The following is a 25,495-nucleotide window of genomic DNA, read 5'->3' as shown; positions in this document are numbered from 1 at the left end:
GTGGGGGAGTGCGATTCCCCACCGCCCGCGGCGCGTCAGCCGTCGAGGAACCGCTTCGTCTCGGCGGCGATCTGCGCCGCGAGCGTGTGGTGCAGATAGTGGTCCCCGGTCATGGTCACCAGCTCGCCGCGGTCGACCGATGCCGCCTGGCGTTCGTGCAGCGACACCCAGTCGGCCACATCCGTGTCGTTCTCCCGCACGAACAGCAGCGCCGGGAGGGATGCGGCGAATCGCGCCCCGCTGGCGTCCGCGAAGTTCCGGCTCGCGTGCTGCATCTCGTCGACTATGGTCGGGGCCGTCGTGTTGCGGGCGGAGAGCATGCGCATCTGCTGCTTGGCCCGCTCGTCGTAGGGGAGCCCTTCGTAGGGATCCGGCGAGACGGCCTGCAGCGCGCGCGTGACGCCGAGGTCGTTGAGCAGCACCAGTGCGTCCGTGGGGATGGGCTCCGCCGATCCCGGCTGATCCGGCACGCTGTTGTCGATGCCCACGAAGGCGGTCACCTCGTCGGAGAAGAGCTCGGCGTGGGTGAGTGCGTAGATCCCGGCGATCGAGTGGCCCATCAGCACGTACTCCCGCACGCCGAGCTGCTGGAGAGCCGCGTGCACCTCCCGGGAGATGTTCTCGGAGGTGCGGGGAACGTCGGTGCCGTCGCTGAGCCCGGTGCCGAACGGCTCGACGGCGATGACACGGTAGTCGTCGTCGAGCTGGTCGATGAGGGGAGCGAAGTCGAGGCCGGGGGCTGCCGTTCCGAGCCCGGGCAGCAGCACGATGGTCTGGTCGTGGTCGCCGCTGATGACGACGTTCATGGCGCGGCCCTCGACGCTCACGCGCTGTCCGTAGGACTCGATCCGGGCGGCTTCGGAGTCCGTGGCGATGGCGTTCACGGCGGCCATCGCGCCCACGGCGACCGCCGGTGCGAGGACGAGGGCTGCGGCGACGGTGAGCGTGATCCTGGTGCGTTTCTTCATGGTGTCCTGAGGTGCGGGTCTCCTGCGCGACGCAGGTGACATCGCCCCTTCAGGACATCAGTCCGCCAGCCGCCGGGGCAGTGTCGACGCGTCATCGCCCGGGGTGACAAATGTCACCGGGCGGCGGTGGCGCCCGCATCCGCCCACGCCCTCGGGCGGGGCCCGTAACCGAGGGCGCGGTCTGCACCGACGTGGAACAGCCAGCAGGCGGCGATGACGGCGAGGGCGGGCGTTGCGATGCCGGCGGCGGCCAATGCGGCGTAGAGACCCAGCAGTGCCAGAGGCGCCGCGTAGTTGTGGCCGAGGTTGTAGACGAGCGCGCCGATCCGGATGCCGAACGCGTAGCCCAGCATCGACACATCGAACAGCAGGAAGAGCGCGGCCAGCCACCACCACGCGAAACCCGCCGTCACGAACACGACCACCGTGGCGACGGCGATGGCCGCGCCCTCGACGCGGTGGAGCAGAGGCACCGGCGTCGAAGGCACCGTCGCCCGGTGATGCGCGGCGGTACTCATGCCCTGCCCCACGTCTCGAAGGACGCGGCGACGGTGTCGATCGTCCGCGCGAAGGTGCGCTCGATATCGACGGGGAGCTCGAACGCGTGCGAGGTCTCCAGCGAGAGGAAGCCGTGGAGACTCGCGCGCAGGAAGCGGATCGCGTCGATCGCGTCGTCGCCCTCGAGCCCGTAGCCGACGAGCACGCCCGTCACCACCTCGAGAACGGATGCGGAGGCTCGCTCGTCCTCCTCGTCGCCCGCCACCGGTGCGGTGATCGTGAGCGGGTACTGGCCCGGGTGGGCGAGTGCCCAGTCGCGGTAGGCATGTCCCATCGCGCGGATGGCGTCGCCGCGGGAGCGGCCCACCGTCGCGCGGGCGAGCGTGTGCCCCAGCTCGGTCTTGGCGCGCAGCATGACGCCGCGTTCCAGTCCCGAGAGCCCGTCGACGTGCTTGTAGAGCGACGGCGCGCGAACGCCGAGGTCGTCGGCGAGCGCGGCGAAGCTCAACGGCCCCGCATCCGGAGCGTCGAGCAGGGCGGCGGCGCGTTCGATGACGATCGCGGGCGTGAGTCCGGCCCTAGGCATGGTGGTCCCCCTCGTGCAGGAACGCGAGGATGGCGTCGGCCGTGCGCTCGGGCTGCTGTGACTGCGGGTAGTGGCCGGCATCCTCGATCATGACGCTCTCGCCGTGCAGGGTCTGCGCGATCCACGTCGCCTCGGCGGCGGGGTCGGCGAAGTCGGGGTCGGCGCCGCCCATGACGACCAGCGCGGGCGCGGTGACGCGCACAAGGCTCCGTTCGGCGTCACCGTGGTCGGTGCGCGTGGTGAGGCGGAACGCCCGCGCGTAGCCCGGACGCCGCATCGCCCGGATCATCGCGGCGCGGTAGGCCTCGAAGTCGGCGGGCTTCGCGCCCGCGTACAGGGTGGGGAGGTAGGCGTTCCATGCGGCGACGGCCCAGGGGCGGGCCATCAGCATCCGGAACATCAGGGCCGCGACCGCGCTCTGGCTCGGCGGGGTGCGCACGAACGGCCCGACGAGCACGAGCCCCGACACGAGCTCGGGGTGCTCGGCGGCGACGATCACCGCTGCGCCGGCCGCCATCGAGTTGCCGACGATCGTCGCGGGGGCGCCGAGGTGCCGCACGAGTGCGGCGATGTCGGCCGCGGTGGGCACGTCGCCGTAGCTGTCGAAGCCTGCGGAGCTGTCGCCGTGGCCGCGGAGGTCGGCGGTGGCGACGCGGTAGCCCCGCGCGATGAGCAGGGGGGCGAGGTGCCGGTACGAGGAGCGCAGCTCGCCCATTCCGGGGACGAGCAGCAGGAGCGGGCCTTCGCCCGCGACGTCGAAGCCGATCTCGCCGCCCTCGACGCGGAGGTGCTGCGTCGAGGGGGCTGAGGAGAAGGAAGAGGTCATGCTGTGAACAATACATAGCCTTCAAGCTATGCACAATAGCCAATGCGATCCCCTTCGCTTCCTCGCATGTTCGAGAGACGCGAAACGCGGCGTTTTCGGCCCCGAAGGCGCGATTCGGGTCCCTCGAACAGGGGGATGGGGGGTGGTGCTCGGCGAGGGGTCGTCATATGATGTTCGCTAGACGCACCCGCGTTCGCAAAGCGAACACTTCCGAAGGGGGATGTGTGATCGACAAGACTGTCGCCGACATCGCATCGGCGGTCGCCGGGATCGAAGACGGCTCCACCGTGATGATCGGCGGGTTCGGCCGTGCCGGCCAGCCCGTGGAGCTCATCGACGCCCTCATCGCGCACGGCGCGAGCGACCTCACGATCGTCAACAACAACGCGGGCAACGGCGACACCGGCCTCGCGGCGCTGCTCGCAGCCGGACGCGTGCGTCGTATCGTCTGCTCCTTCCCCCGCCAATCCGACTCCTGGGTCTTCGACGACCTCTATCGTTCCGGCCGGATCGAGCTCGAACTCGTCCCGCAGGGCAACCTCGCCGAACGCATCCGTGCCGCAGGCGCGGGCATCGGGGCCTTCTTCTCGCCGACCGGCGTCGGCACGGCGCTCGCCGAGGGCAAGGAGCACCGCGAGATCGACGGGCGCACCTACGTGCTCGAGCACCCCATCCGCGCGGACTACGCGCTGGTCTCGGCGCGCGCGGCTGACCGATGGGGCAACCTGGTCTACCGCGAGACCGCCCGCAACTTCGGACCCATCATGGCGGCCGCCGCCACGACCACGATCGTCCAGGTGGACGAGATCGTGCCGCTGGGTTCGATCGATCCGGAGAAGGTCGTCACGCCCGGGCTCTACGTCGACCGTGTAGTCGCGGTCGGCGAGCGGCGCTGGTTGAAGGACGGCGTGTTCGTCGGCGGCACCGACCTGGAAGGCCGACCCCTCGAGAACCAGGAGCAGCGATGACCACCCGCATCCCCCGCGCGGATCTCGCCCGCCGCATCGCCGCCGACATCCCCGACGGCGCGGTCGTGAACCTCGGCATCGGCGCGCCGACGCTCGTCGCCGACCACCTGCCCGCCGACCGCGAGATCGTGCTTCACACCGAGAACGGTCTGCTGGGGATGGGACCGGCGCCAGAGCCCGGCCGTATCGACCCGGACCTCATCAACGCCGGCAAACAGGCGGTCACGGCCGTCGCGGGTGCCGCGTACTTCCACCATGCCGACTCCTTCGCCATGATGCGCGGCGGACACCTCGACGTGTGCGTGCTCGGGGCGTTCCAGGTCGCGCAGAACGGCGATCTGGCGAACTGGTCGACGGGGGAGCCCGGTGCGATCCCCGCCGTCGGCGGTGCGATGGATCTCGCGATCGGCGCCAAATCGGTCTACGTCATGACCGATCTGCTCACCCGCGCCGGCGAGCCGAAGCTCGTCGCCGCCTGCACGTACCCGCTCACCGGCGTGGGCTGCGTCTCGCGCGTGTACACGGACCACGCGGTCTTCGAGGTCACGGAGGCGGGCTTCGCCGTCACCGAGGCGTTCGGCGACAACACGCTCGAGCAGCTGCGCGAGCTCACCGGGCTCGCGCTCATCGATGCGACGGATGCGGCCGCATCCGCGTCCGAGGAGGAGAAATGACCGCCAGTTTCATCTACGACGCCGTGCGCACACCGTTCGGGCGGGCCGGAGGCGCGCTCTCCGGCACCCGGCCGGACGACCTCGCCGCGCTCGTCATGCGCGCCGCCGTCGAGCGCGCGGGGCTGGACCCGGCGCGGATCGACGATGTGATCTTCGGTGACGCGAACCAGGCGGGCGAGGACAACCGCAACGTCGCCCGTTTCGGCGCGCTGCTGGCGGGATTCCCGACCACAGTGACCGGTGCGACCGTCAATCGCCTGTGCGCCTCATCCGTGGAGGCCGTCATCCAGGCGTCCCGTGCGATCGAGTCCGGCGATGCCGACATCATCCTGGCCGGTGGTGTCGAGTCGATGAGCCGCGCCCCCTTCGTCGTCGAGAAGTCGGCGAAGCCGTGGCCCGCCGTGGGCAACCAGACGCTGTGGAACACGGCGATCGGCTGGCGCATGACCAACCCCGCGCTGCCGAAGCCGTGGACGATCAGCAACGGAGAGTCGGCGGAGAAGATCGCGCGCAAGTGGGGGATCTCCCGCGAGGCGCAGGATGCGTTCGCCGCGCGCTCGCACCGTCTGGCTGCCGAGGCGTGGGCCGCGGGCGTGTACGACGGCGAGATCGTGCAGGTCCCCGGGGCAGAACTGGCCCGCGATGAGAGCATCCGGCCCGATACCTCGGTCGAGAAGCTCGCGGGTCTGCGCGCGCTGTTCGCGTCGGACGGAGACGGCACGGTCACCGCGGGCAACTCTTCGCCCATCAACGACGGCGCCTCCGCCGTGCTCGTCGCGGCGGAGGGGGCCCTGCCGGGCGAGCCGCTGGCGCGCATCGCCGCTCGTGCCGCCCACGGCGTCGACCCCGATGTGTTCCCGATCGCGCCCATCGAAGCCGCGAACAAGGCGCTCGCCCGCGCCGGCTTCACGTGGGACGACGTCGACGTCGTCGAGCTGAACGAGGCGTTCGCCTCGCAGAGCCTCGCCTGCCGCGCCGGTTGGCCCGACCTGGATCCGGAACGGCTGAACGTCCACGGTGGCGCGCTGGCGATCGGTCACCCTCTCGGCGCGTCCGGCGGCCGGATCATCGGCCATGCCGCACACGAGCTCGCCCGTCGCGGCGGAGGCGTCGCGGTCGCTGCCATCTGCATCGGGGTCGGACAGGGCCTCGCGGTCGTTCTCGAGCGGTGACCGGCGCGGATATGGTGAGCGGATGAGCGAGCAGGGCGATGCATCCGGCGAGTTCGTGCAGTCCCTCGCCCGCGGCCTCGCTGTCATCCGCGCGTTCGACGCCGATCACGCAGAGCTCACCCTGAGCGACGTCGCGCGCCGTGCCGAGGTCACGCGCGCGGCAGCCCGCCGCTTTCTGCACACCCTCGTGAGCCTCGGCTACGTGCGCAGCGACGGACGACTGTTCGCCCTCACGCCGCGGGTGCTCGAGCTCGGCTTCAGCTACCTGTCGTCACTGTCGCTGCCTGAAGTCCTCCAGCCGCACCTCGAGCTGCTCTCGCGCGAGGTGGGGGAGAGCGTGTCGGCGGCGGTGCTCGACGGCGCCGACATCGTCTACATTGCCCGTGTGCCGGCCCGGCGCATCATGAGCGTGCGCATCACCATCGGCACGAGGTTCCCGGCATACGCCACGAGCATGGGGCGGGTCCTGCTGGCGGCGCTTCCCGCATCCGCGCGCGCCGACGCGCTGGCGCACCTGCATCCGCTCACCGACCGGACCCTGACGGATGAGGCGCGCCTCGGCGCCGAGCTCGACCGGGTCGCGGCCCAGGGGTGGGCCGTGGTGGACGGCGAGCTCGAGGCGGGGCTCCGCTCGATCGCCGTCGGCGTGCGCGATGGCAGCGGCCAGGTCGCGGCCGCGATCAACGTCTCGTCGTCGGCGACCCGCGACAGCGTCGAGCACCTGGTGCAGCACTACCTGCCGGCGCTCGTGGCCACCGCCGGTCGGGTCAGCGACGAGCTGCGCCGCGTCTGAGCGCTCAGCGGACGCCCTTCATGAGCCGCAGCACCGGCTTCACGGCCAGGAGCAGGACGACGCCGAGTCCGATCGCGATCGCACCGAGGATCGAGAAGTACCCGATCTCGTTGTCGGGGTCGTAGAACTCGCCGAGCGCGCCGGCGATCGCCGTGCCCAGTGCCACCGACAGGAAGAACAGCGCGACCATCTGCGTGTGGAAGATCGTCGGCCCGAGCTTCGTCGAGACCGACAGACCGATGGGCGAGATGAACAGCTCCGCGACGGTGAACACGAACAGGATGCCGATGACACCCAGCAGCGGTGTGGCGTTCTGTCCGCCGTTCGCCCAGATGAGGAACAGCCAGAACGCGACACCCATGACGATCGCACCGATCGCGAACTTCACGGGCGTCGACGGCTGTCGCCGGCCGAGCTTCGTCCACAGGGCCGCGAAGACTCCGGAGAGCAGGATGATGAACACCGGGTTGATCGACTGCACCCACGACACGGGCATCTCCCAGCCGAACAGGTCGCGGTTGAGCCGCTCGTCCGAGTAGATCGTCAGCACGGTGAACTGCTGCTGGTAGAGCGACCAGAAACCGACGCTGACGACGAACAACGGGATGAACGCGTAGACCCGTGAGTGCTCGGTCGCCTCGATCCGCCGCGAGCTCAGGATGACGGCGAAGTAGGCGATCGCGGCCACGATCGTGACGACGATGACGACGAGAGCCAGGTTGTCGGCGCGCACGATGCCGAGCACGACGCTCGCCGCGATGGCGACGACGCCGGCCGCGGCGATCCCGATCCACAGGGCGCGCCGCTCGCGCGGCAGCGGGTTCGGCACGGCGCGCGCCTCGGCGGGCAACTGGCGACGCCCGAAGGAGTACTGCACGAGGCCGACGGCCATGCCGACCGCCGCGAGGCCGAAGCCCCAGTGGAATCCGGCGAGCGATTGCAGCAGCCCGGTCAGCAGCGCCCCGAAGAAGGCGCCGAGATTGATGCCCAGGTAGAACAGCGAGAACCCGCCGTCGCGACGCGGGTCGTCGTCCGTGTACAGGGTGCCGACGACGGAGGTGGCGTTGGCCTTCAGCCCACCGGAGCCGAGCGCCACGAGGGCGAGGCCGATGCCCACGCCGACGAAGCCGGGCAGCACGGCGAGCGCGATGTGCCCTGCCATGATCACGATCGCGCTGAAGAACAGGACACGCTCGGAGCCGAGCAGGCGGTCGGCGATCCAGGCGCCGAGGATCGTCGAGAGGTACACGGCGCCGCCGTAGGCGCCGACGATGCCGGTCGCGACGGCCTTGTCGAGGCCGAGCCCGCCCTCGGTCGCGGAGTAGTACAGGTAGATCAGCAGGATCCCCTGCATGCCGTAGAAGCTGAAGCGCTCCCACATCTCCACGCCGAACACGTGGGCCAGTGCCCAGGGCTGTCCGAAGAAGCGGGCGTCGCGCGTGGTGCTCTCGGGCGCAGTCATAACCGCCACCGTAGCCGGGCGGTGCCACTCGGTGCGGGAGGCCGTCGCCACCATCCGTCCGCCAGGTGCGCCGGATTGGCAGGCATCGAGCGGCGCGCGTGGCGTGCGGCTCGCTAGCCTGCCGCCATGATCCTCCGCGTATCCGAGGCCATCGTCCGCGCCGGGGCCGAGCAGGAGTTCCTGGCTCGGCTGCACGAGCTCGTCGCCGACTTCCCCGATCGGTACCAGGGTCTGCTGCGCCACGAGGTTCTGGTCGATGAGGCGGAGTCGCGCCGCATCCAGTACGTCTCGGCCTGGCGCGACGACGCGGATCTGATCGCCTACGCGGGCGCGCAGTGGCGCACCGAGCCCGTCACCTTCCCGGGCGAGGAGCACTATCTGGAGTCCGCGTTGACTCTGCGCCACTTCCGGGTGCACGTCGCCGAGTGAGCGCCGTTCAGCCGGCGACCGGAACGGATGCGGTCGCCGCCGCCCTGAGCTCGCTCTCCACCGCATCCAGCCAGAGGGTGAGGGAGTCGCGCGCCTCGGGGGTGTCGGGGTAGCGGCAGCGCAGATGCAGGCCGGTGTCGTTGATCACGAACCAGATCATCACGCCGTTCGTGCGGGTCACCGCGGAGATCCACGACGCCTGCGGGTCGTCGACCGCGACGGGCAGGCGCCGCGTGTCCAGCCACGACAGCGCGAACATGCCCGGCGTGCGGGGCATCCCGCCGCGGGGTGCGAACACCGGAGCCAGGGGATGCGAGCCGAGCTGCAGTGCGCGGCGGAGATCCGCGGCGCACGCGCCCGGGTCGCCGTCTTCGCACTCGATCACCGAGTTCGTGATGAACCAGCCCACCGCATCCGTCCACCGCGGATCGTTGCGGCTGTGCACGGGGAACACGGCGCGAAGCGGTGCGTCGGCGACGCGACGGGTCGCGCGCGTGACCGCCGCGAGGGCGACCGCGGTCGGGCGCACGCCGCGTTCGTCCGCGACCCGGCTCAGCTGGACGACCTGCGAGGGATCGAGCACGTCGCGCACCTCCACGACCTCGTCGTGGGGGCGGCTCACGTCGCCCAGCGGAAGCGGGAAGCGCGGCATGGCCTGCCCGCCCGCGGCCAGCAGCCGCTCCCACTCGTCGCGGATGTCGGCGGGTGACTCGCCCATCGCCTCCAGCAGTGCGGTGTGCTCGGCGAACGGATGCGCGGGCTCCAGATCCGCGTCTTCGCCCGCCTGGACGCGGCGCAGCGCCCGGTCGAGGTCGCGGCCCAGCACCAGAAGCGACCACATGTCGACGTGGGCGTGGTCGCTGCCGATGACGACGACCGGCTCGCCCGCATCCGGCTCCACGAGACACAGCAGGAAGGAGCCGGCCGTGTGCGGGCGGCAACCGGCATCGAACGCATGCCGCAGCGCGGTCGTCATGCCGGCGCCCGTGGGGTGCGTGCGCCACACGCCGGGCATCTGCTCGCCCGCGAACAGCCGCACACGCTCGCCCTCGCGGAAGACGGTGCGCAGCGTTCCGTGGCGGGCGACGACCGCATCCCACGCCCGGCCCAGCGCGGAGCGCTCCGCGCCCGGGAGGCGGAAGGAGATCGCCATCCACGATCCCGGACGGTCGCCCTCACCGACGTGGCGGCCCTGGTCGAACGAGACGGGCAGCTCCTCGTCGGTCGCTTCGATCACGACGTCATAGCTGTGCAGTCGCCCGGCCGGGAGCCGGAGGTGGGCGACGTTCGTGAGGCGCATGGCGCCGTAGTCTAAGGGGCGCAGATTGCGGGCAGTGGACGGGTGGGAACGGAGACGCGGATGCCGGCGCTACGTGTGCGGGGAGCGAGTCTCGACTACGACGTCACCGGAGACGACGGGCCCCTCGTCGTGCAGTTGCACGGGCTCACCTCGAGCCGCAGCCGAGATGCGCAGCTGGGCCTGGATCTCGGCCGGGCTCTGCGCGGGCACCGCATCCTGCGCTACGACGCGCGCGGCCACGGACGATCGAGCGGCACGGATCGTGAATCGGACTACGGCTGGGACGCGCTCGCCGAAGACCTGCTCATGCTGCTGGATGCGGTCGCACCCGGCGAGAAGGTGCACGGCGTCGGTCCGTCGATGGGGACGGGCACCCTGCTGCACGCGGCCGCCGCCGACCGGCGGCGGTTCTCGACGCTCACCCTCGTCACGCCGCCCACCGCCTACAAGCGGCGTCGGGCGCAGGGCGACGTGTACCGCGCGAACGCCGAGCTCGTCCAGCGCGGTGGCCTCGCCGCCCTGCTCGAGATCGGCAACACGGCCCCCGTTCCGCCGGCCCTCGCGGACGCACCCGAGACGCGTCCCACCGTGCCGGACGAGCTGCTGCCCATCGTGCTGCGGGGGGCGGCGGCCACGGATCTGCCGCCGAAGAAGCGCATCGCCCGCATCGAGGTGCCGACCCTCATCCTCGCCTGGACCGGCGACCGCACGCATCCGCTCAAGACCGCGCGGACGCTGCGCGAGCTCATCGACGACAGTCGCCTGATCGTCGCCCGCAGCCCCTACGGCGTGATGGCCTGGCCCGGCTTGTTCGCCGAGCACGTGACCACCCGCGCCTGATCCTCCGCCGCGCCTTCCCCCCTCGTCCCCGTCCCGGCCCGACGGCTCCCCTCGGGTTCCCGCCCCTTCTCCTCCCCCCGAGACTGCATTTCCTGCACGAGATCACTGTGTTCACCCGTGATCTCGTGCAAGAGATGCAGTCTCGCGGGCCGAGAGAGGTGACGGGCGCAGGGCTGGGGTGCGGCGCCCCGGGCGGCTGGGCGGGGCGGGATGCGGGCGCGTTCTACAGTGAGAGCATGCGGCTGCAGTTCTTCGGCGGTTTCGCGGCCGAGGATGCGGCGGGCTCGCCCATCGAGGTGCGCGGATCGCGCCAGCGTGCGCTGCTACTGCGGCTCGCGCTGGATGCGGGAACGACGGTCAGCTACCGCGCCCTCGCCGAAGACGTCTGGCCCGACGACGCGCCGGAAGACCCGCGCGCGTCGCTGCAGTCGCTCGTGTCGCGGATGCGGCGGACGCTGCCCGAGGGCGCTCTTCGCGCGGAGCCCGGCGGCTACGCGCTCGACGTCGCGCGTGACGACGTCGATCTCGTGCGCTTCGCCGACCTCGTGCAGGCCGCTCGCGGCGGCGAAGCCCCTGCATCCCTCGCCCGCGAGGCGCTCGCTCTGTGGCGGGGGGAGCCGTGGCTGGCCGATGGCTTCGACTGGGTGCTGCGCGACCTGCTCGAAGACCGCGCGTACGCCGAGCGGCTCGCCCGGGGTGCGGCAGGCCCGACGCAGGAGGCGCCGGAGCCCGTGCCCGCGATTCCGGCGGCTCTCACCCCGCTCGTGGGTCGTGCCGAAGAGCTCGCCCTCCTCTCCTCTCAGCTGCAGGCGTTCCGACTCGTCACCCTGCTGGGGCCGGGCGGCGCGGGGAAGACCACCCTCGCCCTCGAAACCGCCCGGCACCGGCCGCCGGCCGTCTTCGTGGAGCTCGCGCCCGCGCAGCCGGGCGAGGTCTGGGGTGCGGTGGTCACCGCGCTCGGGCGCAGCATCCGGCTCACGGACAACCCCGCGGGTGAGCTCCCCGCGGCGGACAGCGTGCTCGCCGCCCTCGCGGGCCGGTCCGTGCTGCTGGTGCTTGATAACGCCGAGCACGTGCAGCAGGAGACCGCCGACGTCGCGGCCACCGTGCTCGCGGTGCCGGGGGTCACCGTGCTGGTGACGAGCCGCGAACCCCTGGGACTGCCCGGTGAGGCGTTCGTCGAACTCGGCCCGTTGCCGGATGCGGACGCCGCCGCTCTCCTCGCCGCCCGCATCCTGGCGGCACGCGGCACCGCGCCCCGCCCCGAGGAACTCCCCGCCGTCGCCCGCATCGCGCGGCACCTCGACGGGCTCCCGCTCGCCCTGGAGCTGGCGGGCGCGAAGGCGCGCACGCTCGGCATCGACGAGCTGGAGTCCGGCCTGTCCGACCGGTTCGCGCTGTTCGACCGCGGTCCCCGCTCGGCCGCGGCCCGCCATCAGACCCTGCGCGCGGTCATCGACTGGAGCTGGGATCTGCTCGGCGAACCGGAGCGCGAGGGGCTGCTCGCCCTGGCCGTGTTCCCGGACGGCATCGACGCGGTGGATGCGGGTGCGGTCGCTGCGGCCTTCGCCCTGCCCGCGAGCGTGTTCGACGAACTCGTGGACCGCTCTCTCGTGCAGCGGGCGCGCGGGCGCTTCCGGGTGCTCGAGACGGTGCGCGAGTACGGCATCGAACAGCTCCGTCGCCGCGGTTCCGAGGATCGCGCGCGCGATACGCAGGCGCGGGTGCTCGCGCGGCGGGCCCTCGAGCGAGACGCCGAGCTGCGTACCCCGGCGGTGCGTTCCGCGATCGCATGGTTCGACGCCAACGAGGAGAACCTGGCCGCCGCCACCCGCTGGAGCGGAGCACGGACGCAGATGGGTGAGACGGCCGTCGAGCTCGTGCGTGCGCAGATCTGGGCGTGGATCATGCGCGAGCGTCTGGAAGCTCTGCGTGCGGCCCTCGAACTCGTCGGCGCCGACGCCACGCTGGACTCCGAGGCGGGTGTGGTCATCACGGGGGTGCGACTCATCTTCGCCTCCGCCGACGCGCAGGTCTCGGGAGGCTTCACCGCCGAGGACGCAGACCGGATCGCCGAGGCCGCGGCAGCACATCCGTCCGAGCTGTCGCTGATCCTGCCCGTCCTGCTGAAAGCCCAGGCGCGAGCCATCGGCGACGGACGCCCCGGCACGCCCTGGCTGCCGAACTTCCGTCTGGACCCCGCCGACCTCGTGGGCGCACCGACCTGGTCGCGCGGCGTCGTCGCCGCGATCGAGGCGGCGATCGCGCAGAACGGCGGCGACGTCGAGCGGCTCGATCGCCAGAGCGAGGAGGCGCTGCGCCTGCTGCGCGAGGTGGGCGACACGTGGGGCATCGCGCTCGCGAGTCAGATGCGCTCGGAATGGCTCATGCTGCACGGCCGGCTCGAGGAGGCGCTGGAGATCACGGATGCCGCCAGCAGCGCGCTCGAGGGCTTGACCTCCGTCTCCGATCAGCTGCAGCAGCAGGCCTTCGCGATCGTGCTGCTGGTGCGGCTCGGCCGCATCCGCGAGGCGAGGGAGCGCCTGGCCGGTATGCAGGACGCGGCACGCCGCGACGGGTCCGACCGCGCGGCGCTCCAGGCATCCCTCACGGCGGTGACCTTCGAGGTGATCGTCGGCGACGGGGCCGCGGCTCTGGCCATCCTCGAGACGATGCCGCCCGCGCTGCGAGACGGATCCCTGCCCGGTATCCCGCCGCAGATCCACGCGTGGATGCACGCGCGTCATGCGCAGGCACTCGTGCTGGCGGGGCGGATCGACCACGCGCGCGACGAGGTGCGCGTCGGGATCGAGCTCGCGGTCGCGTCGGGCGACCAGCCGATCATGGCGGATGCGGCACTCGCCGCCGCCGAACTGTTCGCCGCGACCGACCGCCCCGACCACGCGCGGCAGGCTCTGGCGATCGGGGCGGTGCTTCGGGGCCGGGCGGACGAGACGGATCCGGTGGTGCAGCGCGTGCGGGCGAGGATCGGAACGGATGCGGGGCCGGACGCATCCGCATCCGGCCCCGCCGATCTCGCAGGCCTGACGGCGCTGCTCTGAATCAGGCCTTGCGCATGTAGGCACGCACGGTCAGCGGGGCGAAGATCGCCACGATGACGGCGGCGCCGGCGAGCGAGACGAACAGGTCGCTGCCGACGACTCCGGAGTTCGCGAGGTCTCGCACAGCGGTGATGAGGTGGGAGATCGGGTTGATCTCCGCGAACCACCGCAGCACGTCGGGCAGCGTGTCGACCGGGACGAACGCGTTCGAGAGGAACGTCAGCGGGAACAGCGCCAGCATCGAGATGCCCTGCACGCTGGCCGCGGTGCGGGCGATCACGCCGAAGAACGCGAAGATCCAGCTCATCGCCCACGACGAGACGATCACCAGCAGGCCCGCGCCGATCACGGCGAGCACGCCGCCGCCGGGCCGGTAGCCCATGACGAAGCCCATACCGAAGGTGAGGGTGGTGGCGATCGTGTAGCGCAGGGTGTCAGCCAGCAGCGCGCCCGACAGGGGCGCGATCCGCGCGATGGGCAGGGAGCGGAAGCGATCGAACACGCCCTTGTCCATGTCTTCGCGCAGCTGCGTGCCGGTCACGACAGAGGTGGTGATGACCGTCTGCACGAGGATGCCGGGGATCAGCAGCGGCAGGTAGTTCTGCACATCGCCCGAGATCGCGCCGCCGAAGATGTACGCGAACATCAGGGTGAAGATGATCGGCTGCAGGGTGACATCGACGAGCTGCTCCGGTGTGCGCCGGATCTTCACGAGGCCGCGGTAGGCCATGGTGAGGGTGTTGCTCACCGTCTGCGACAGGCTCGTCCGGTTCTTCAGTGCGCGCTCGGTGGCGGGCACGATGCGGTGGGGTGCGAGGGTAGTCATGCGCTCACCATCTCTTTCGTCTCGGTCTCATCGGCGGTGCCCGAACCGGTGTCGTGACCGGTGATGGTGAGGAACACCTCGTCGAGGGTGGGTTTCTGCACGCTCATCTCGGCCAGACGCACACCGCCGGTGCGCAGGGCGATGAGCAGGTCGGTCACGCGGTCCGCATCCGCCATGGGAGCCGTGATGCGCGAGGCCTCGGGCGAGAGCGTGGCCCGCACCCCGAGCACGGTCTCGACGATCTCGAGAGCGGATGCAGTGTCTGCCGTCTCCGAGACGCGCAGCTGAAGGCTGGCGGTGCCGACCGACGCCTTGAGCTCGTCCGAGGTGCCCTCGGCGACGACGCGGCCGTGATCGATCACCGCGATGCGGTCGGCGAGCTGGTCGGCCTCGTCGAGGTACTGCGTGGTCAGGAGCACCGTGGAGCCGCCGGCCACGAGCTCGCGGATGGTGTCCCACATCTGTCCGCGCGTGCGGGGGTCGAGGCCCGTGGTCGGCTCGTCGAGGAAGATGAGCGGTGGCTGGGCGATGAGCGAGGCCGCGAGGTCGAGGCGCCGCCGCATCCCCCCGGAGAACTTCTTCAGGGGCCTGCGGGCCGCGTCGGTGAGGCCGAAGCGCTCGAGCAGCTCGATGGACTTCGCGCGTGCCTCGGCGCGGCTGAGCCCCAGCAGGCGCGCGAAGATCATGAGGTTCTCGGTGGCGGAGAGGGTCTCGTCGACGGAGGCGAACTGGCCCGTGACGCCGATGAGCTGGCGCACGACCTGCGGCTGGGCGGTCACGTCGTGGCCGAAGATCTCGGCGCGACCCGCATCCGGGCGCATGAGGGTCGCGAGCATGTTGATGGTGGTGGTCTTGCCGGCGCCGTTGGGGCCGAGCACACCGTAGACGGTGCCGGTGGGAACGAGCAGGTCGACGCCGTCGACCGCACGGTTGTCGCCGAACACCTTGACGAGGCCTTCGGCCCGGACGGCGGGAGGGAGTGAGGTGGTCATGGGGAGCCTTTCTGCTGGCGTGCTCCCAGAGTGCGCCGTCCCTGCGGTCACGCCGCTGTCACGCCGCCCCCGCCGCTGTCACCGCACTGTCACGCGTTCTGCCGCCGCCCCTCCCTGCCGCTGCCCCCATCCGCGAGACTGCATTTCCATCACGAGATCACTGTCATTACCCGTGATCTCGTGCTCGAAATGCAGTCTCGCGGGCAGGTGGGGCGGGGCCGTAGGGTGGCGGGATGAACCCGGACTGGACCCCGCACCGCCGCGACGACGGCGAGCTGCTCGGCTGGATCCGGCCGGAAGGATCCGGCTGGGTCGCCGTCGACCTCCTCGGCCATGACATGACCGCAGCCGTCGAGTGGCTCGATGCGGAAGAGGCGCTCGAGGAGCGCGGGCTCGGCTGGCTCGCCGAGAAGTGGATGCTGGAGCGCGAGGGCGCAGCGCCCCTGGCGGTGCGGCTCGTGGAGGTGACCCCGGAGCGCATCGTGGTCAAGAGCGAGGACTTCGGCGCGATCGACGCGCCCCTTCGCACCTACGAACTCGGCTGGCCTGCGCCGGCCGGGCTCCGGCTGCGTGTGCCCGAGGACACCCCGCTCACCTTCTGACCGCGCGGCGGCAGCACCGCGATGGCGACGCCGACCAGCAGAACCGCGCCGCCGACGAGCTCGGCCGGTGCGGGTACCTCGCCGAGCGTGAGCCACGCCGCCGCGATCCCGACCGGCGGCACGAGCATCGTGAACGGGACGACGGCGGATGCGGTGTGCCGGGCCAGCAGGGTGTTCCAGATGCCGTAGCCGACCAGGCTCGCGAGCCACGCCGTGTAGGCGGTGGACAGCAGCTGCGCGGGGGTGAGGTGGGTGAGTGCGGTGGCGACCGCATCCGGCCCGTCGAGGGCGACGGCGAGGAGGACCATCGGCACGGGGACGACGAGCGCCGACCAGACGGTCACCGACAGCCCCGCGCGTGCGCCGCCCTGCCCCGTGCCGCCGAGCCGGCGTGCGATGACGTTGCCGATCGCCCACGAGGCGGCGGCCGCGAGCGTCACCACGAGAGCGAGCGCGGGAGTGGCGGCATCCCGTCCGGCGGCGACGATGCCGAGACCGGCGGCGCCGACGACAACGCCCACGACCTGCGCGCGGCGGGGAGTCTCGCGCAGGGCCAGCGCGGCGAAGATGATCGTGAAGGCCACCTGGGCCTGCAGCACGAGGGAGGCGAGCCCCGGCGGCATCCCCATCGCGAGCGCCGTGTACAGCAGCCCGAACTGACCGAGGCTCATGAACAGCCCGATGAGCAGGACGTCCCGCATCCGGCCCCGTGGTCGCGGGACGAAGAAGATGGCGGGCACGAGGACGGCGGCGAATCGGAGCGCGACGAACAGCGCGGGCGGCATGCCGTCCAGGCCCGCGTCGATGACGACGAAGTTCACGCCCCAGATGACGGCGACGAGGGAGGCGAGCAGAGAAGAACGAAGGGGCACCCGCCCATCGTCGCCGAGCAGTTTCGTGTAGCACCAGCGCACAGTTCTGCATGAATTCATGAAGCGCGGTGATACATTCGCGCCATGATCGATCTTGCGGCCGTCGACGCGCTGCTTGCCCTCGCTCGCACCGGCACCGTCCACGCGGCAGCCGCCGAGCTCGACTACACGCCCTCGGCCGTGTCGCAGCAGATCAAGCGGCTGGAGCGCGATCTCGGTGCCCGACTCATCGACCGGCAGGGGCGCGGTGTGGTCCTCACCGCCGCGGGGCGCCGGCTCGTCGAGGAGGGGGTCCACCTGCGTGCGCAGGTGGAGCAGCTGCGTTCGCGGCTGCACGACGCGGGAGCGAGGCCCACCGGCACACTGCGGCTCGGGGTCTTCTCGACCGCCGTGCGCGGCCTCGTGCCCGGGCTCGTGACGCGGGCGTCGGCCGAGGCGCCGGATCTGCGGCTGACCGTCACCGAAGTCGAGCCGTGGGACGCGGTCGATGCGGTCACCGCAGGCACGTTGGATCTGGCGATCGTGCACAACTGGGAGGGCGTCTCGCTCACCCTGCCGCCGAGCGTGCGCAGTGCCGGGTTCCTGCGTGACACGGCGGACCTGCTCGTTCACCGCGACGACCATCTCGCGTCGAGGGATGCGGTGACCCCTGTCGACGTGCGCGATCACGTGTGGTCCTCCACGCCGGATGGAACCATCTGCTACGAGTGGTTCTGCCACATGTTCCGCGCAGAACCGCATCCGCCGCGCATCGACTTTTGGTGCCGCGAGTTCGCCTCGCAGATCGAGCTGGTCGCTCACGGGGTCGCCGTGGCGCTCGTCCCCCGCCTGGGGCGCGGGCAGCTCCCGGACTCCGTGGTCGCGGTTCCGGTGCGCGACCCGGAGCCGACGCGTCGTGTCGCCCTGGTGTGGCGCACGAGCATGACCGACTCACCCGCGGTGCGCCTCATCCGCGAGCTCCTGCCCGCATCCTGAGCCCGGCCCGCCCTCTCCACGCCCGCGAGACTGCATCCTCATCACGAGATCACGGGTAATGACAGTGATCTCGTGCGGGAAATGCAGTCTCGCGGGAAAAAGGGCGACCCGAGGCGTCAGTGGGTCGAGGGGGAGAAGGCGAGCTGGGCGGAGAGCAGGCCCTGCTCACGGCTCACGATCTGGGCACGACCCGGCGCCGCGGGGGCAGCCTTCACGCGACCGATGAGCGGGCCCTCCTCCGGGTTGCCGCCGAGCAGGATGCCGGTGACGCCCAGATCGGTGAAGCGCTGGATGATGGGGTCGTAGGCCGCGCGGCTCGCACCACCGGTGCGGCGCGTGAGGATCACGTGCAGGCCCAGGTCGCCGGCCTGCGCCAGCAGCGGCTGCAGCACGGCGAGAGGGTTGCCCTGGCTCGTCGCGACGAGGTCGTAGTCATCGACCAGCACGAAGCCCTCGGCGCCCTTCCACCAGCTGCGCTCACGCAGCTGCTCGGGGGTCACATCGGGCCCCGGGATGCGGCTCGAGAAGAACTGGGCGAGCTCGGCGAGGCCGCTCGTGGCGGGCTCATGCGAGGTGAGGTAGGCGCCCAGGTATTCCTGCGGGATCTCGCCCAGCAGCGAGCGGCGGTAATCGACCGCGAAGATCTTCGCCTCGGTCGGACCGTACTTGCGCATGATCTCCTGCGCGATGCCCCGAAGGAACGACGACTTGCCCATCCCGGAGTCGCCGTACAGGAACAGGTGGGCTTCCTTGCGCGGGTCGATGCCGAAGGGCGCCAGCTGCGCTTCGTCGACACCGAGCAGGATGCGGGCATCGTCGGGCGTGGTCTGCGCGCGGACCTCGTCGAGGGTGATCATCTCCGGCAGCAGCCGCAGCTTCGGTCCTGCCGGGCCCTGCCATGCGGCGCCGACGCGGGCGACCATGTCGTCGACGCCGTCGACGAGGGCTGCCACGTCGGAGGAGCCGTCGATGCGCGGCAGTGCGGCGAGCATCTGCAGGCGCTTGGCGCTGAGGCCTCGACCGGGCTGGCCGGCGGGAACGTTGGCGGCCTGCTTCCGGTCGATCTCGGAGTCCGTCGGGTCTCCCAGGCGCAGCTCGAGGCGGGTCTGGATGAGGTCCTTGAGGCTCGCGCGGATCTCGAGCCAGCGGTTGGCCGTCACGATCACGTGCACGCCGAAGCTGAGGCCGCGCGCGGCGATGGTCTGCACGCGCGTCTCGAGCGCCTCGTAGTCGGCGCGCAACGTCGCCCATCCGTCGACGACGAGGAACACGTCGCCGTAGCCGTCGTCGACGACGCCCTGGCTGCGGCGCAGCCGGTAGGTGTCGATCGAGTCGATGCCGTTCTGGCGGAAGTAGCGCTCGCGCTCGTCGATGATCGACTCCACCTCGGCGACGGTGCGGCGGATGGCCTCCGCCTCCGTGCGCGTGGCGACGCCGGCGACATGCGGGTGGCGCTGCAGACCCGTGAAGGTACCGCCGCCGAAGTCCAGCACGTAGAACTGCAGCTCCAGCGGTGTCGCCGTCAGCGCGAGGGCCGAGACGAGCGTGCGGGCGAGCGTCGACTTGCCGCTCAGCGGGCTTCCGACGATCGCCACGTGACCGGCTGCTCCGCCGAGCGAGACCACGAGGTTCTCGCGACGCTGCTCCAGCGGCACGTCGACGATTCCGAGCGGGACCGTGAGGGCGCCGGCTGCGCGCCAGGCGGGGGAGTGGAGGCCCATGCGCGGGTCGACGACCAGGTCGGGCATGAGCTCGTCGAGCGACGAGGGCTGCTCGAGCGGCGGCAGCCACACCTGGTGGGCGGCGGGGCCGCGACCCTTCATCCGCTCGACCGCGATCTGGAAGGTGGATCGCTCCTCGACCGGCTGCGACACGATGTCGCGCGAGGTGTCGACGGGCTCCTCGATGAGCTCGAGCGGTTGAGGTGCGGCGGTGAAGACCTCGATACGCGCGGCCTCACCGGACGTGTCCGCCGACTCGCTCGAGCGCCCCCCGGTGAGCTTCGTCTTGGGCGTTCCCGAGACATAGGCGGCGCGGAACTGCACGAGGTTGTCGGTGTCGGCCTTGAGGTAGCCCACACCGGGCTCCTGCGGCAGGGTGTACGCGTCGGGGGTGCCGATGATCGTGCGCGACTCGGCGGCCGAGAACGTGCGCAGGCCGATGCGGTACGACAGGTAGGTGTCGAGGCCGCGGAGCTTGCCCTCCTCCAGACGCTGCGACGCCAGCAGCAGGTGCACCTGGAGCGATCGGCCGACGCGGCCGATGTTGATGAAGCTCTCCACGAACTCCGGCTTCGCGGCGAGCAGCTCGCTGAACTCGTCGGCCACGATCAGCAGAGCCGGAAGCGGCGCGAGGTCGGTGCGTCCGCCGCGGCGGGCCTTCTCGTAGTCCGACACGTTGGCGAAGTTGCCGGCGGCGCGCAGCAGCTCCTGCCGGCGCACGATCTCACCCTGCAGGGCGTCCTGGAAGCGGTCGACGAGGGCGAGCTCGCTGCCGAGGTTGGTGATGATCGCCGAGACGTGAGGCATCCCCGCCATGCCGGCGAAGGTCGCGCCACCCTTGAAGTCGACGAGCACGAAGTTCAACTGCTCGGGCGAATGGGTCAGCGCGAGGGCGAGCACGAGCGTGCGCAGCACCTCGGACTTACCGGAACCCGTGGCGCCGATCATCACGCCGTGCGGCCCCATACCCTGCTGGGCGGCTTCCTTGAGGTCGAGCACGAGCGGCGCGCCCGTCGTGTCCTGACCGATCGGCACGCGCAGGCGGTCGCGTTCCAGGCGTCCCGACCAGGTGCGGTCGAAGTCGATCTCGCGCACATCGGGCATGCCGAGCAGCTCGACGAGCTCGCGTTGACCCTGCTGGGCGCCGGGCGTCTCGGCGAGCGCCGCAGGGTTCGAGTACAGCGGCATGAGCCGACGCGCGGTGGCCTCGGCCACGGCGATCGAGGTCGTGTCGGGGGTGAAGGTGCGCGAGCCCGAGACCACGTCGATGAGCTCGGCGTGACGATCGGATGCGGCGGCTTCCGGCATGACGATGCGCAGGACGTCGGGGTTCTCGAGCTCTCCCCAGCGGCCGGGGAGTTCCACGACGGTGACGCCCAGCATCCCGTCGCCGCCGACGACGGGGTCTCCCATCGGCAGCTGCACGCCGTCGACGACGAGGATCACGTGCGGGGTGGCGCCGCCGCCGCGGGCGAATCGCGCGCGCTCGCGGAGCCCGGCGGGCAGCAGGTCTTCGAGGTCGTCCAGCGACGAGGCGATCATGCGTGCGGGCCCCAGCTTGTCGCTGGAGCGGGACGAGAGCGCGTGCGGCAGCCACTTCGCCCATTCCCAGGCGGGCAGCTGATCGCCTCCGGCGAGGATCGCGACGACGACGTCCTCGGGATCCTGCAGGGTCGCAGCGCCCACGACCATCGCACGCGCGAGGGCGCGCACCGCATCCTCGTCGGGGCCGACGATCTCGATGCGCGCGTAGTCGGTCAGGGTCACGCCCAGGGGCAGATCCGGCTGGATCTCGTGCGTGAGCATGAAGCGGTGGGCGGCGGATGCGGCGACCGGGTCGAGCTGGGCGAGCGGCGGAAGGTCGGGGGCTTCGAGAGAGATGCACAGCGGCTGGTCGCACGCGCCGATCCGGGTGAGCAGGAAGTTCTCGTCGCCGGGCTGACGCTCCCAGACACGGGTGCGCTCCTCGGCGATGAAGGGCAGTGCGGAGGGCGACGGTGTCACCCACGCACCGTGACGACGCTGCTTGCGGGCGGCCGTGCGGACGGTCTCGCGCAGATCGCTGAGATAGGCGAGGTATTCGCGGCGGTTGCCGAGCACCTGGGCGTTGCGCTGCGCACGCTGGCGCCATCCGTTGACGGCGACGAAGCCGAGGGAGGACAGCAGGAACATGCCGCCGGTGATGAATCCGGTCGGGCCCGCGTTGGAGATCGTCACCATCACGATCGCGCCCACGCTGCCGAGCATCGGCAGCAGGGAGGTGAGCATGCTGCTGCCGCCCTCGTTCGGAACCAGCTCCGGGGGCGGCTGCACCACGATGCGACCACTCGGCACGGACGGCGGGGCCAGGCGTGGTCCCTTGCTCACGAAGCGGCTCCGATCAGTCGGCTGACGGTGAAGATGCGGTTCCCGATCCGGATGCGGGTGTCGTCGTCGACGAAGGTGCGCGCGTGGGGTGCGAGGGGCACCACCTGGCCGTCGTCGTCGAGCAGCTCGGTCCCGTTGGTCGAACCCGTGTCGGTGACCCAGAGGCCCGCGTGGTCGAACTCGAGCCGGAGGTGGGTCTTGGAGACGCTGGAGTCGGGATCGGCCACCGTCACCAGCAGGTCTGTCTGCGCCGTCTGCTCGGGGCTGCGCCCGAGGTTGACGGCGACGGGCAGAGGCAGGCGCGCGCGCTGGCCGGTGTCGAAGATGAGAAGCAGCTCGCCGGTGGGACGCTCGCCCGACTCGGGCTGGTCGATGACCGGCACCGCGGCGGCGGGACCCGCCCAGCCGGCGACCGCCGCCGCGGGAGCCGGAACATCGGGCGCCGCCCCTGCGGCGACGGGCGGTGCGGACGGCTCGGCGGGTGCGGGCGCGGCGATCGGTCCCCGGGCTCTGCCGGACTCGACAGGTTCGGGCGACCAGGGGCGTGCGATGACGGTCGGGGAGGGGACGGCGACGATCTCGTCGGTCGAGCGCCGTCTGCTCCGCCGCTCCGCTGCGGGGCGGCGGGGGACGGCGACGACGACGGTCTGCGCGGCGCGGTCGGCCCAGGAGCGGCGCAGACCGGAGCGGTCGGCGGTCGCGGATCCCTCGACGACCCACGCGCCCGCGCCGAACACGAGGGAGCCGATGCCGACGAGGAGACCGCGCACGAAGCTGCGGCCCGCGCCGGGGGAGTACGGTGCGTCCAGGCGCGCGACGCGCAGTCCGAGCAGAGCCTTTCCGGGCCCGGACCCGGTGCGGGCCTGCAGGACCCACAGCGCGAGGACGGCCTCTGCGCCCACGAGCAGCCCGAACACGGCGGACCCGCTGACGAGGGCGACGGTGACGCCCAGCGCGACGACGATGGCGACGTCGATCGTGAAGGCGGCGAGTCGTGCTCCGACTCCGGCGGGTGCGCCCGTGAACTGCGGCGGCAGACTCATGCGCCCATCATTCCACGCAGGATATCGACGGTATCGGCGGCGAGCAGGCCGGCGGGCAACGACAATGCGATCGCGATCCATTCGATGACGTCTCCGAACCTCGACCAGCGCAGGGACTGCGCGCCGCGGCTCGTGGGGATGATGACCAGCGCGGCGACGGCGCCGACAGCGAGGAGGATGCTCGCCAGAACGGTCAGCAGGACGGGGTTGGCCTCGCGGGTGGCGGTCAGCACCATCACGACCGCCACGGCGCCCGCGGCGAGTCGAGGCAGCCAGCGCAGCAGCGGCACCGAGAAGCGGCGTGCGCCGAGCAGGAGCGCGAGCACGACCGTGATCGCCAGGGCGATGCGGCCCGAGAGCACGAGCGGGTCGAAATCGTCCATGTCCGGCAGCGCGAACGGGGCGCTCAGGGCGACGGCGACCGTCAGCACGAACGTGCCGGCCACGAGTCGGCCGGTGGAGCGCGCGACGAGGTCGCGCGCGTCGGCGGCACCGATGGAGTGGATCTCCTCGGGCAACTGCTGACGCACGCTCCAGCGTGTGGTCTGGTAGCGCTCGTAGTCGATGAAGATTCCGGGCGGGACGTCGACGAGGGTGGCGAGCAGGATGCGCAGCGCGACGGGAGCGAGGCCGAGTGTGACGGCGGTGGGTGCGGAGACCGGGAGCGAGAGGATGAGCGAGAAACCCCACACCCCGGCCAGCACGAGCAGCAGGGTCGTGGCGGCCGAGAGACGCGCGTGCAGCCCCGCGGGGCGTCCCACGAGTGCGAGCATGCCTGCGAGCACGGCTGCCGAGAGCAGGCCGACGAACACCTGCAGCGTCGAGGTCGCGGCCGGGAACGCGGGCACGATGCCGGCACCCGCGGCGAAGGCCAGCGTGAGGACGGCGACGAGCGCGGCGTCCGTGCCGTTCGCGACCCCCGTCGCCCGCACGGCGAGCGCCATGCCGGCGGTGACGGCGAACGCACCCATGGCGACCGCCAGCGGGAAACGCAGCGACTCGCGGACGGCGTCGGGGGCGATGAGCGAGAAGACCGCGAGCACGAGCGCGATGCCGCCGAGTACCCACCAGGCGCCGGGGGCCTCCCCGCGAGAGGGGTCGCGGCGGCGTCGGCGGTCCTGCTTGACCTTCTGCGAGAGGTCGACGAGCGCGAGCACGGTGCCGTCGCTGAGGTCGTCCACCCGCAGCAGGGGGCTCACTTCCCGTCCGTCGACCTCGAGCAGCACGTCGCGTCCGACCTCCTGGCGGATGCCGAGACTGGCGAGCGCGTCGGCGATGCTCGCTGCGGGCGGGATGAGCAGATCGTGGCGGGAGGCTCCGTCGACGATCGCGATCCGACGGCGTTCCTCGGTGTCGGCGGGCGTGGTCACTGCTGCCCTCCCGCCGCGGTGCATCGCCGCGGCGCCCGGTGTGCGCCTGCCATCGTCGTGCCGCCCCCACTTCTCACGTCTCGACAGCGTAACGCCCGGCGTCGTCTCGTGACGCCCGTGCGCGGATTGTCCACAGAACCGCTACGATTCCGCGCCCGCGTCGATCAGGCGCCCAGCGCCGCCGCAGCGATCGCGCGGGTGGCTTCGACATCGCGCATCCACAGGGGCGCCACGACCGGTCGGATACCGAGCGCACCCACGGATGCCGCGGCCGCCGCATCCTCCTCCGCAAGCAGCCACGCATCCAGCACACCGCCCGCCGCGCGGCTGCCGTAGTGGGCGGCCACCGCCGCGGCGGAGGTCTCGACGCCGATCGCGGTGAGGCACACGTCGGCCATGCCCCGCACGACGCGCCCGCCGATGATCGGGGAGACGCCGACGACCCGTGCCGAGGTCGCGGCCAGTGCCTCGCGGATGCCGGGGACGGCGAGCACGGGACCGATCGAGACCACAGGGTTGGAGGGGGCGAGCACGACGACGTCGGCATGCGCGATGGCTTCGACGACGCCCGGCGCGGGGGCGGCCGCATCCATCCCGGGGTTCTCGAAGGCGCGGGGCGCGAGGGTGGCGCGGTGGCGCGTCCACCACTCCTGGAAGTGGAGTCGGCCGCCGTCCTCGAGGAGCACATGGGTATCGACCTCGGCATCGGTCATGGGCAGCAGACGCACCCCGAGCGGCCAACGCTCCGACAGTCGCGCGACCACCTCGGAGACCGTCGCGCCCTCGCGCAGCCACCCGGTCCGAGCGAGGTGCGTGCCGAGGTCCAGGTCGCCGAGGGTGAACCAGGGCCAGCCGGCTCCCCAGGCCTGGAGCTCCTCGTTCACCCGCTCGGTGTCGCCCGCGCGTCCCCAGCCGCGCACCATGTCGTTCTGGCCTGCGAGACGGTAGAGCACGGAGTCGATGTCCGGCTGAAGGCGCACGCCCGACAGCCACAGGTCGTCGCCGGTGTTGACGATGATGGTCGCAGCGTCCGCGCCGCGGCGCGCCAGCTCCGCGCGCATGCCCTCGCTGAACATGGACCCGCCCACGCCGCCCGCGATGACGACGACCCGGGGCTGCTCGCTCTGTGTCATCCGACAAGTCTCCCAG

Annotated in this window: 22 protein-coding genes; 9 read left to right on the top strand and 13 right to left on the bottom strand. The window is 71.6% G+C overall.

Annotated features, from left to right (window positions below):
* Positions 1 to 35: 35 nt before the first annotated feature.
* The 4 genes from QE374_RS07615 to QE374_RS07600 form a co-directional block, all read right to left on the bottom strand.
* Positions 36 to 968: an alpha/beta hydrolase gene (locus QE374_RS07615; RefSeq protein WP_309733623.1), complete on the bottom strand. Its 933-nt coding sequence runs from the start codon at positions 966 to 968 to the stop codon at positions 36 to 38.
* A 113-nt stretch (positions 969 to 1,081) separates the two neighbouring features.
* Positions 1,082 to 1,486 carry a DUF4260 family protein gene (locus QE374_RS07610; RefSeq protein ID WP_309733621.1) on the bottom strand — a complete coding sequence of 135 codons (405 nt, stop codon included), beginning with the start codon at positions 1,484 to 1,486 and terminating at the stop codon, positions 1,082 to 1,084.
* Entirely contained in the window at positions 1,483 to 2,052 is a 570-nt protein-coding gene (locus tag QE374_RS07605) for a TetR-like C-terminal domain-containing protein (protein WP_309733619.1), read from the bottom strand. The genes QE374_RS07610 and QE374_RS07605 overlap by 4 nt, the downstream gene beginning before the upstream one ends.
* Positions 2,045 to 2,878: an alpha/beta hydrolase gene (locus tag QE374_RS07600; protein WP_309733617.1), complete on the bottom strand. Its 834-nt coding sequence runs from the start codon at positions 2,876 to 2,878 to the stop codon at positions 2,045 to 2,047. The genes QE374_RS07605 and QE374_RS07600 overlap by 8 nt, the downstream gene beginning before the upstream one ends.
* 224 nt (positions 2,879 to 3,102) lie before the next feature.
* On the opposite strand from QE374_RS07600, the gene QE374_RS07595 reads away from it, so the two are divergent.
* The 4 genes from QE374_RS07595 to QE374_RS07580 are packed head-to-tail and all read left to right on the top strand — an operon-like array spanning position 3,103 to position 6,485.
* On the top strand, positions 3,103 to 3,846 hold the full coding sequence (locus QE374_RS07595) for a 3-oxoacid CoA-transferase subunit A (protein ID WP_309733615.1): 744 nt from the start codon (positions 3,103 to 3,105) through the stop codon (positions 3,844 to 3,846).
* On the top strand, positions 3,843 to 4,520 hold the full coding sequence (locus QE374_RS07590) for a 3-oxoacid CoA-transferase subunit B (RefSeq protein ID WP_309733613.1): 678 nt from the start codon (positions 3,843 to 3,845) through the stop codon (positions 4,518 to 4,520). Before QE374_RS07595 ends, QE374_RS07590 begins: the two co-directional genes overlap by 4 nt.
* A complete protein-coding gene (locus QE374_RS07585; RefSeq protein ID WP_309733611.1) occupies positions 4,517 to 5,692 on the top strand; it encodes a thiolase family protein in 1,176 nt (391 codons plus the stop codon). Before QE374_RS07590 ends, QE374_RS07585 begins: the two co-directional genes overlap by 4 nt.
* A gap of 22 nt (positions 5,693 to 5,714) precedes the next feature.
* Positions 5,715 to 6,485, top strand: a complete 771-nt coding sequence (locus QE374_RS07580; protein WP_309733609.1) for an IclR family transcriptional regulator C-terminal domain-containing protein — start codon at positions 5,715 to 5,717, stop codon at positions 6,483 to 6,485.
* 4 nt (positions 6,486 to 6,489) lie between these two features.
* Here QE374_RS07580 and QE374_RS07575 read toward each other — a convergent pair whose 3' ends face one another.
* A complete protein-coding gene (locus QE374_RS07575) occupies positions 6,490 to 7,947 on the bottom strand; it encodes a peptide MFS transporter (protein ID WP_309733607.1) in 1,458 nt (485 codons plus the stop codon).
* A gap of 126 nt (positions 7,948 to 8,073) precedes the next feature.
* Here QE374_RS07575 and QE374_RS07570 point away from each other — a divergent pair, with 126 nt between their 5' ends.
* Positions 8,074 to 8,376 (top strand): antibiotic biosynthesis monooxygenase, encoded by a 303-nt coding sequence (locus QE374_RS07570; protein WP_309733605.1) that lies wholly within the window; start codon positions 8,074 to 8,076, stop codon positions 8,374 to 8,376.
* 7 nt (positions 8,377 to 8,383) lie between these two features.
* Here the strand turns inward: QE374_RS07570 and QE374_RS07565 are convergent, their stop codons facing one another.
* Complete coding sequence (locus QE374_RS07565) at positions 8,384 to 9,676, bottom strand: condensation domain-containing protein (RefSeq protein WP_309733603.1); 1,293 nt, start codon at positions 9,674 to 9,676, stop codon at positions 8,384 to 8,386.
* A 60-nt stretch (positions 9,677 to 9,736) separates the two neighbouring features.
* Between QE374_RS07565 and QE374_RS07560 the strand changes: the two genes are divergently transcribed.
* Both QE374_RS07560 and QE374_RS07555 read left to right on the top strand, forming a co-directional pair.
* Entirely contained in the window at positions 9,737 to 10,516 is a 780-nt protein-coding gene (locus QE374_RS07560; protein ID WP_309733601.1) for an alpha/beta fold hydrolase, read from the top strand.
* 236 nt (positions 10,517 to 10,752) lie between these two features.
* The gene (locus tag QE374_RS07555; protein WP_309733599.1) at positions 10,753 to 13,578 is read left to right on the top strand and encodes a transcriptional regulator; all 2,826 of its coding nucleotides are present in this window, start codon (positions 10,753 to 10,755) and stop codon (positions 13,576 to 13,578) included.
* A gap of 1 nt (position 13,579) precedes the next feature.
* Here the strand turns inward: QE374_RS07555 and QE374_RS07550 are convergent, their stop codons facing one another.
* Positions 13,580 to 14,404, bottom strand: a complete 825-nt coding sequence (locus QE374_RS07550) for an ABC transporter permease (protein ID WP_309733597.1) — start codon at positions 14,402 to 14,404, stop codon at positions 13,580 to 13,582.
* Positions 14,401 to 15,396, bottom strand: a complete 996-nt coding sequence (locus QE374_RS07545; RefSeq protein WP_309733595.1) for an ATP-binding cassette domain-containing protein — start codon at positions 15,394 to 15,396, stop codon at positions 14,401 to 14,403. Before QE374_RS07545 ends, QE374_RS07550 begins: the two co-directional genes overlap by 4 nt.
* 233 nt (positions 15,397 to 15,629) lie before the next feature.
* Here QE374_RS07545 and QE374_RS07540 point away from each other — a divergent pair, with 233 nt between their 5' ends.
* Entirely contained in the window at positions 15,630 to 15,998 is a 369-nt protein-coding gene (locus tag QE374_RS07540; protein ID WP_309733593.1) for a hypothetical protein, read from the top strand.
* On the opposite strand, the gene QE374_RS07535 is transcribed toward QE374_RS07540, so the two are convergent.
* On the bottom strand, positions 15,926 to 16,870 hold the full coding sequence (locus QE374_RS07535) for an EamA family transporter (protein ID WP_309733591.1): 945 nt from the start codon (positions 16,868 to 16,870) through the stop codon (positions 15,926 to 15,928). The two genes, QE374_RS07540 and QE374_RS07535, sit on opposite strands and share 73 nt — an antisense overlap.
* An 84-nt stretch (positions 16,871 to 16,954) precedes the next feature.
* On the opposite strand from QE374_RS07535, the gene QE374_RS07530 reads away from it, so the two are divergent.
* Complete coding sequence (locus QE374_RS07530; RefSeq protein WP_309733589.1) at positions 16,955 to 17,845, top strand: LysR family transcriptional regulator; 891 nt, start codon at positions 16,955 to 16,957, stop codon at positions 17,843 to 17,845.
* Positions 17,846 to 17,961: 116 nt separating this feature from the next.
* On the opposite strand, the gene eccCa is transcribed toward QE374_RS07530, so the two are convergent.
* From eccCa to cofD, 4 genes are all read right to left on the bottom strand, one after another.
* Positions 17,962 to 21,882, bottom strand: coding sequence for a type VII secretion protein EccCa (eccCa, locus tag QE374_RS07525; protein WP_309733587.1), 3,921 nt, complete (start codon positions 21,880 to 21,882; stop codon positions 17,962 to 17,964).
* A 47-nt stretch (positions 21,883 to 21,929) separates the two neighbouring features.
* On the bottom strand, positions 21,930 to 22,976 hold the full coding sequence (locus QE374_RS07520) for an RDD family protein (RefSeq protein ID WP_309733585.1): 1,047 nt from the start codon (positions 22,974 to 22,976) through the stop codon (positions 21,930 to 21,932).
* Complete coding sequence (locus tag QE374_RS07515) at positions 22,973 to 24,346, bottom strand: hypothetical protein (RefSeq protein WP_309733584.1); 1,374 nt, start codon at positions 24,344 to 24,346, stop codon at positions 22,973 to 22,975. Before QE374_RS07515 ends, QE374_RS07520 begins: the two co-directional genes overlap by 4 nt.
* Positions 24,347 to 24,510: 164 nt before the next feature.
* Positions 24,511 to 25,479 (bottom strand): 2-phospho-L-lactate transferase, encoded by a 969-nt coding sequence (cofD, locus tag QE374_RS07510; RefSeq protein WP_309733583.1) that lies wholly within the window; start codon positions 25,477 to 25,479, stop codon positions 24,511 to 24,513.
* Positions 25,480 to 25,495: the final 16 nt, after the last annotated feature.

It is taken from the genome of Microbacterium sp. SORGH_AS_0428, assembly GCF_031453615.1.
Lineage (GTDB): Bacteria > Actinomycetota > Actinomycetes > Actinomycetales > Microbacteriaceae > Microbacterium.
This window is presented reverse-complemented; position numbering and strand designations above follow the sequence as displayed.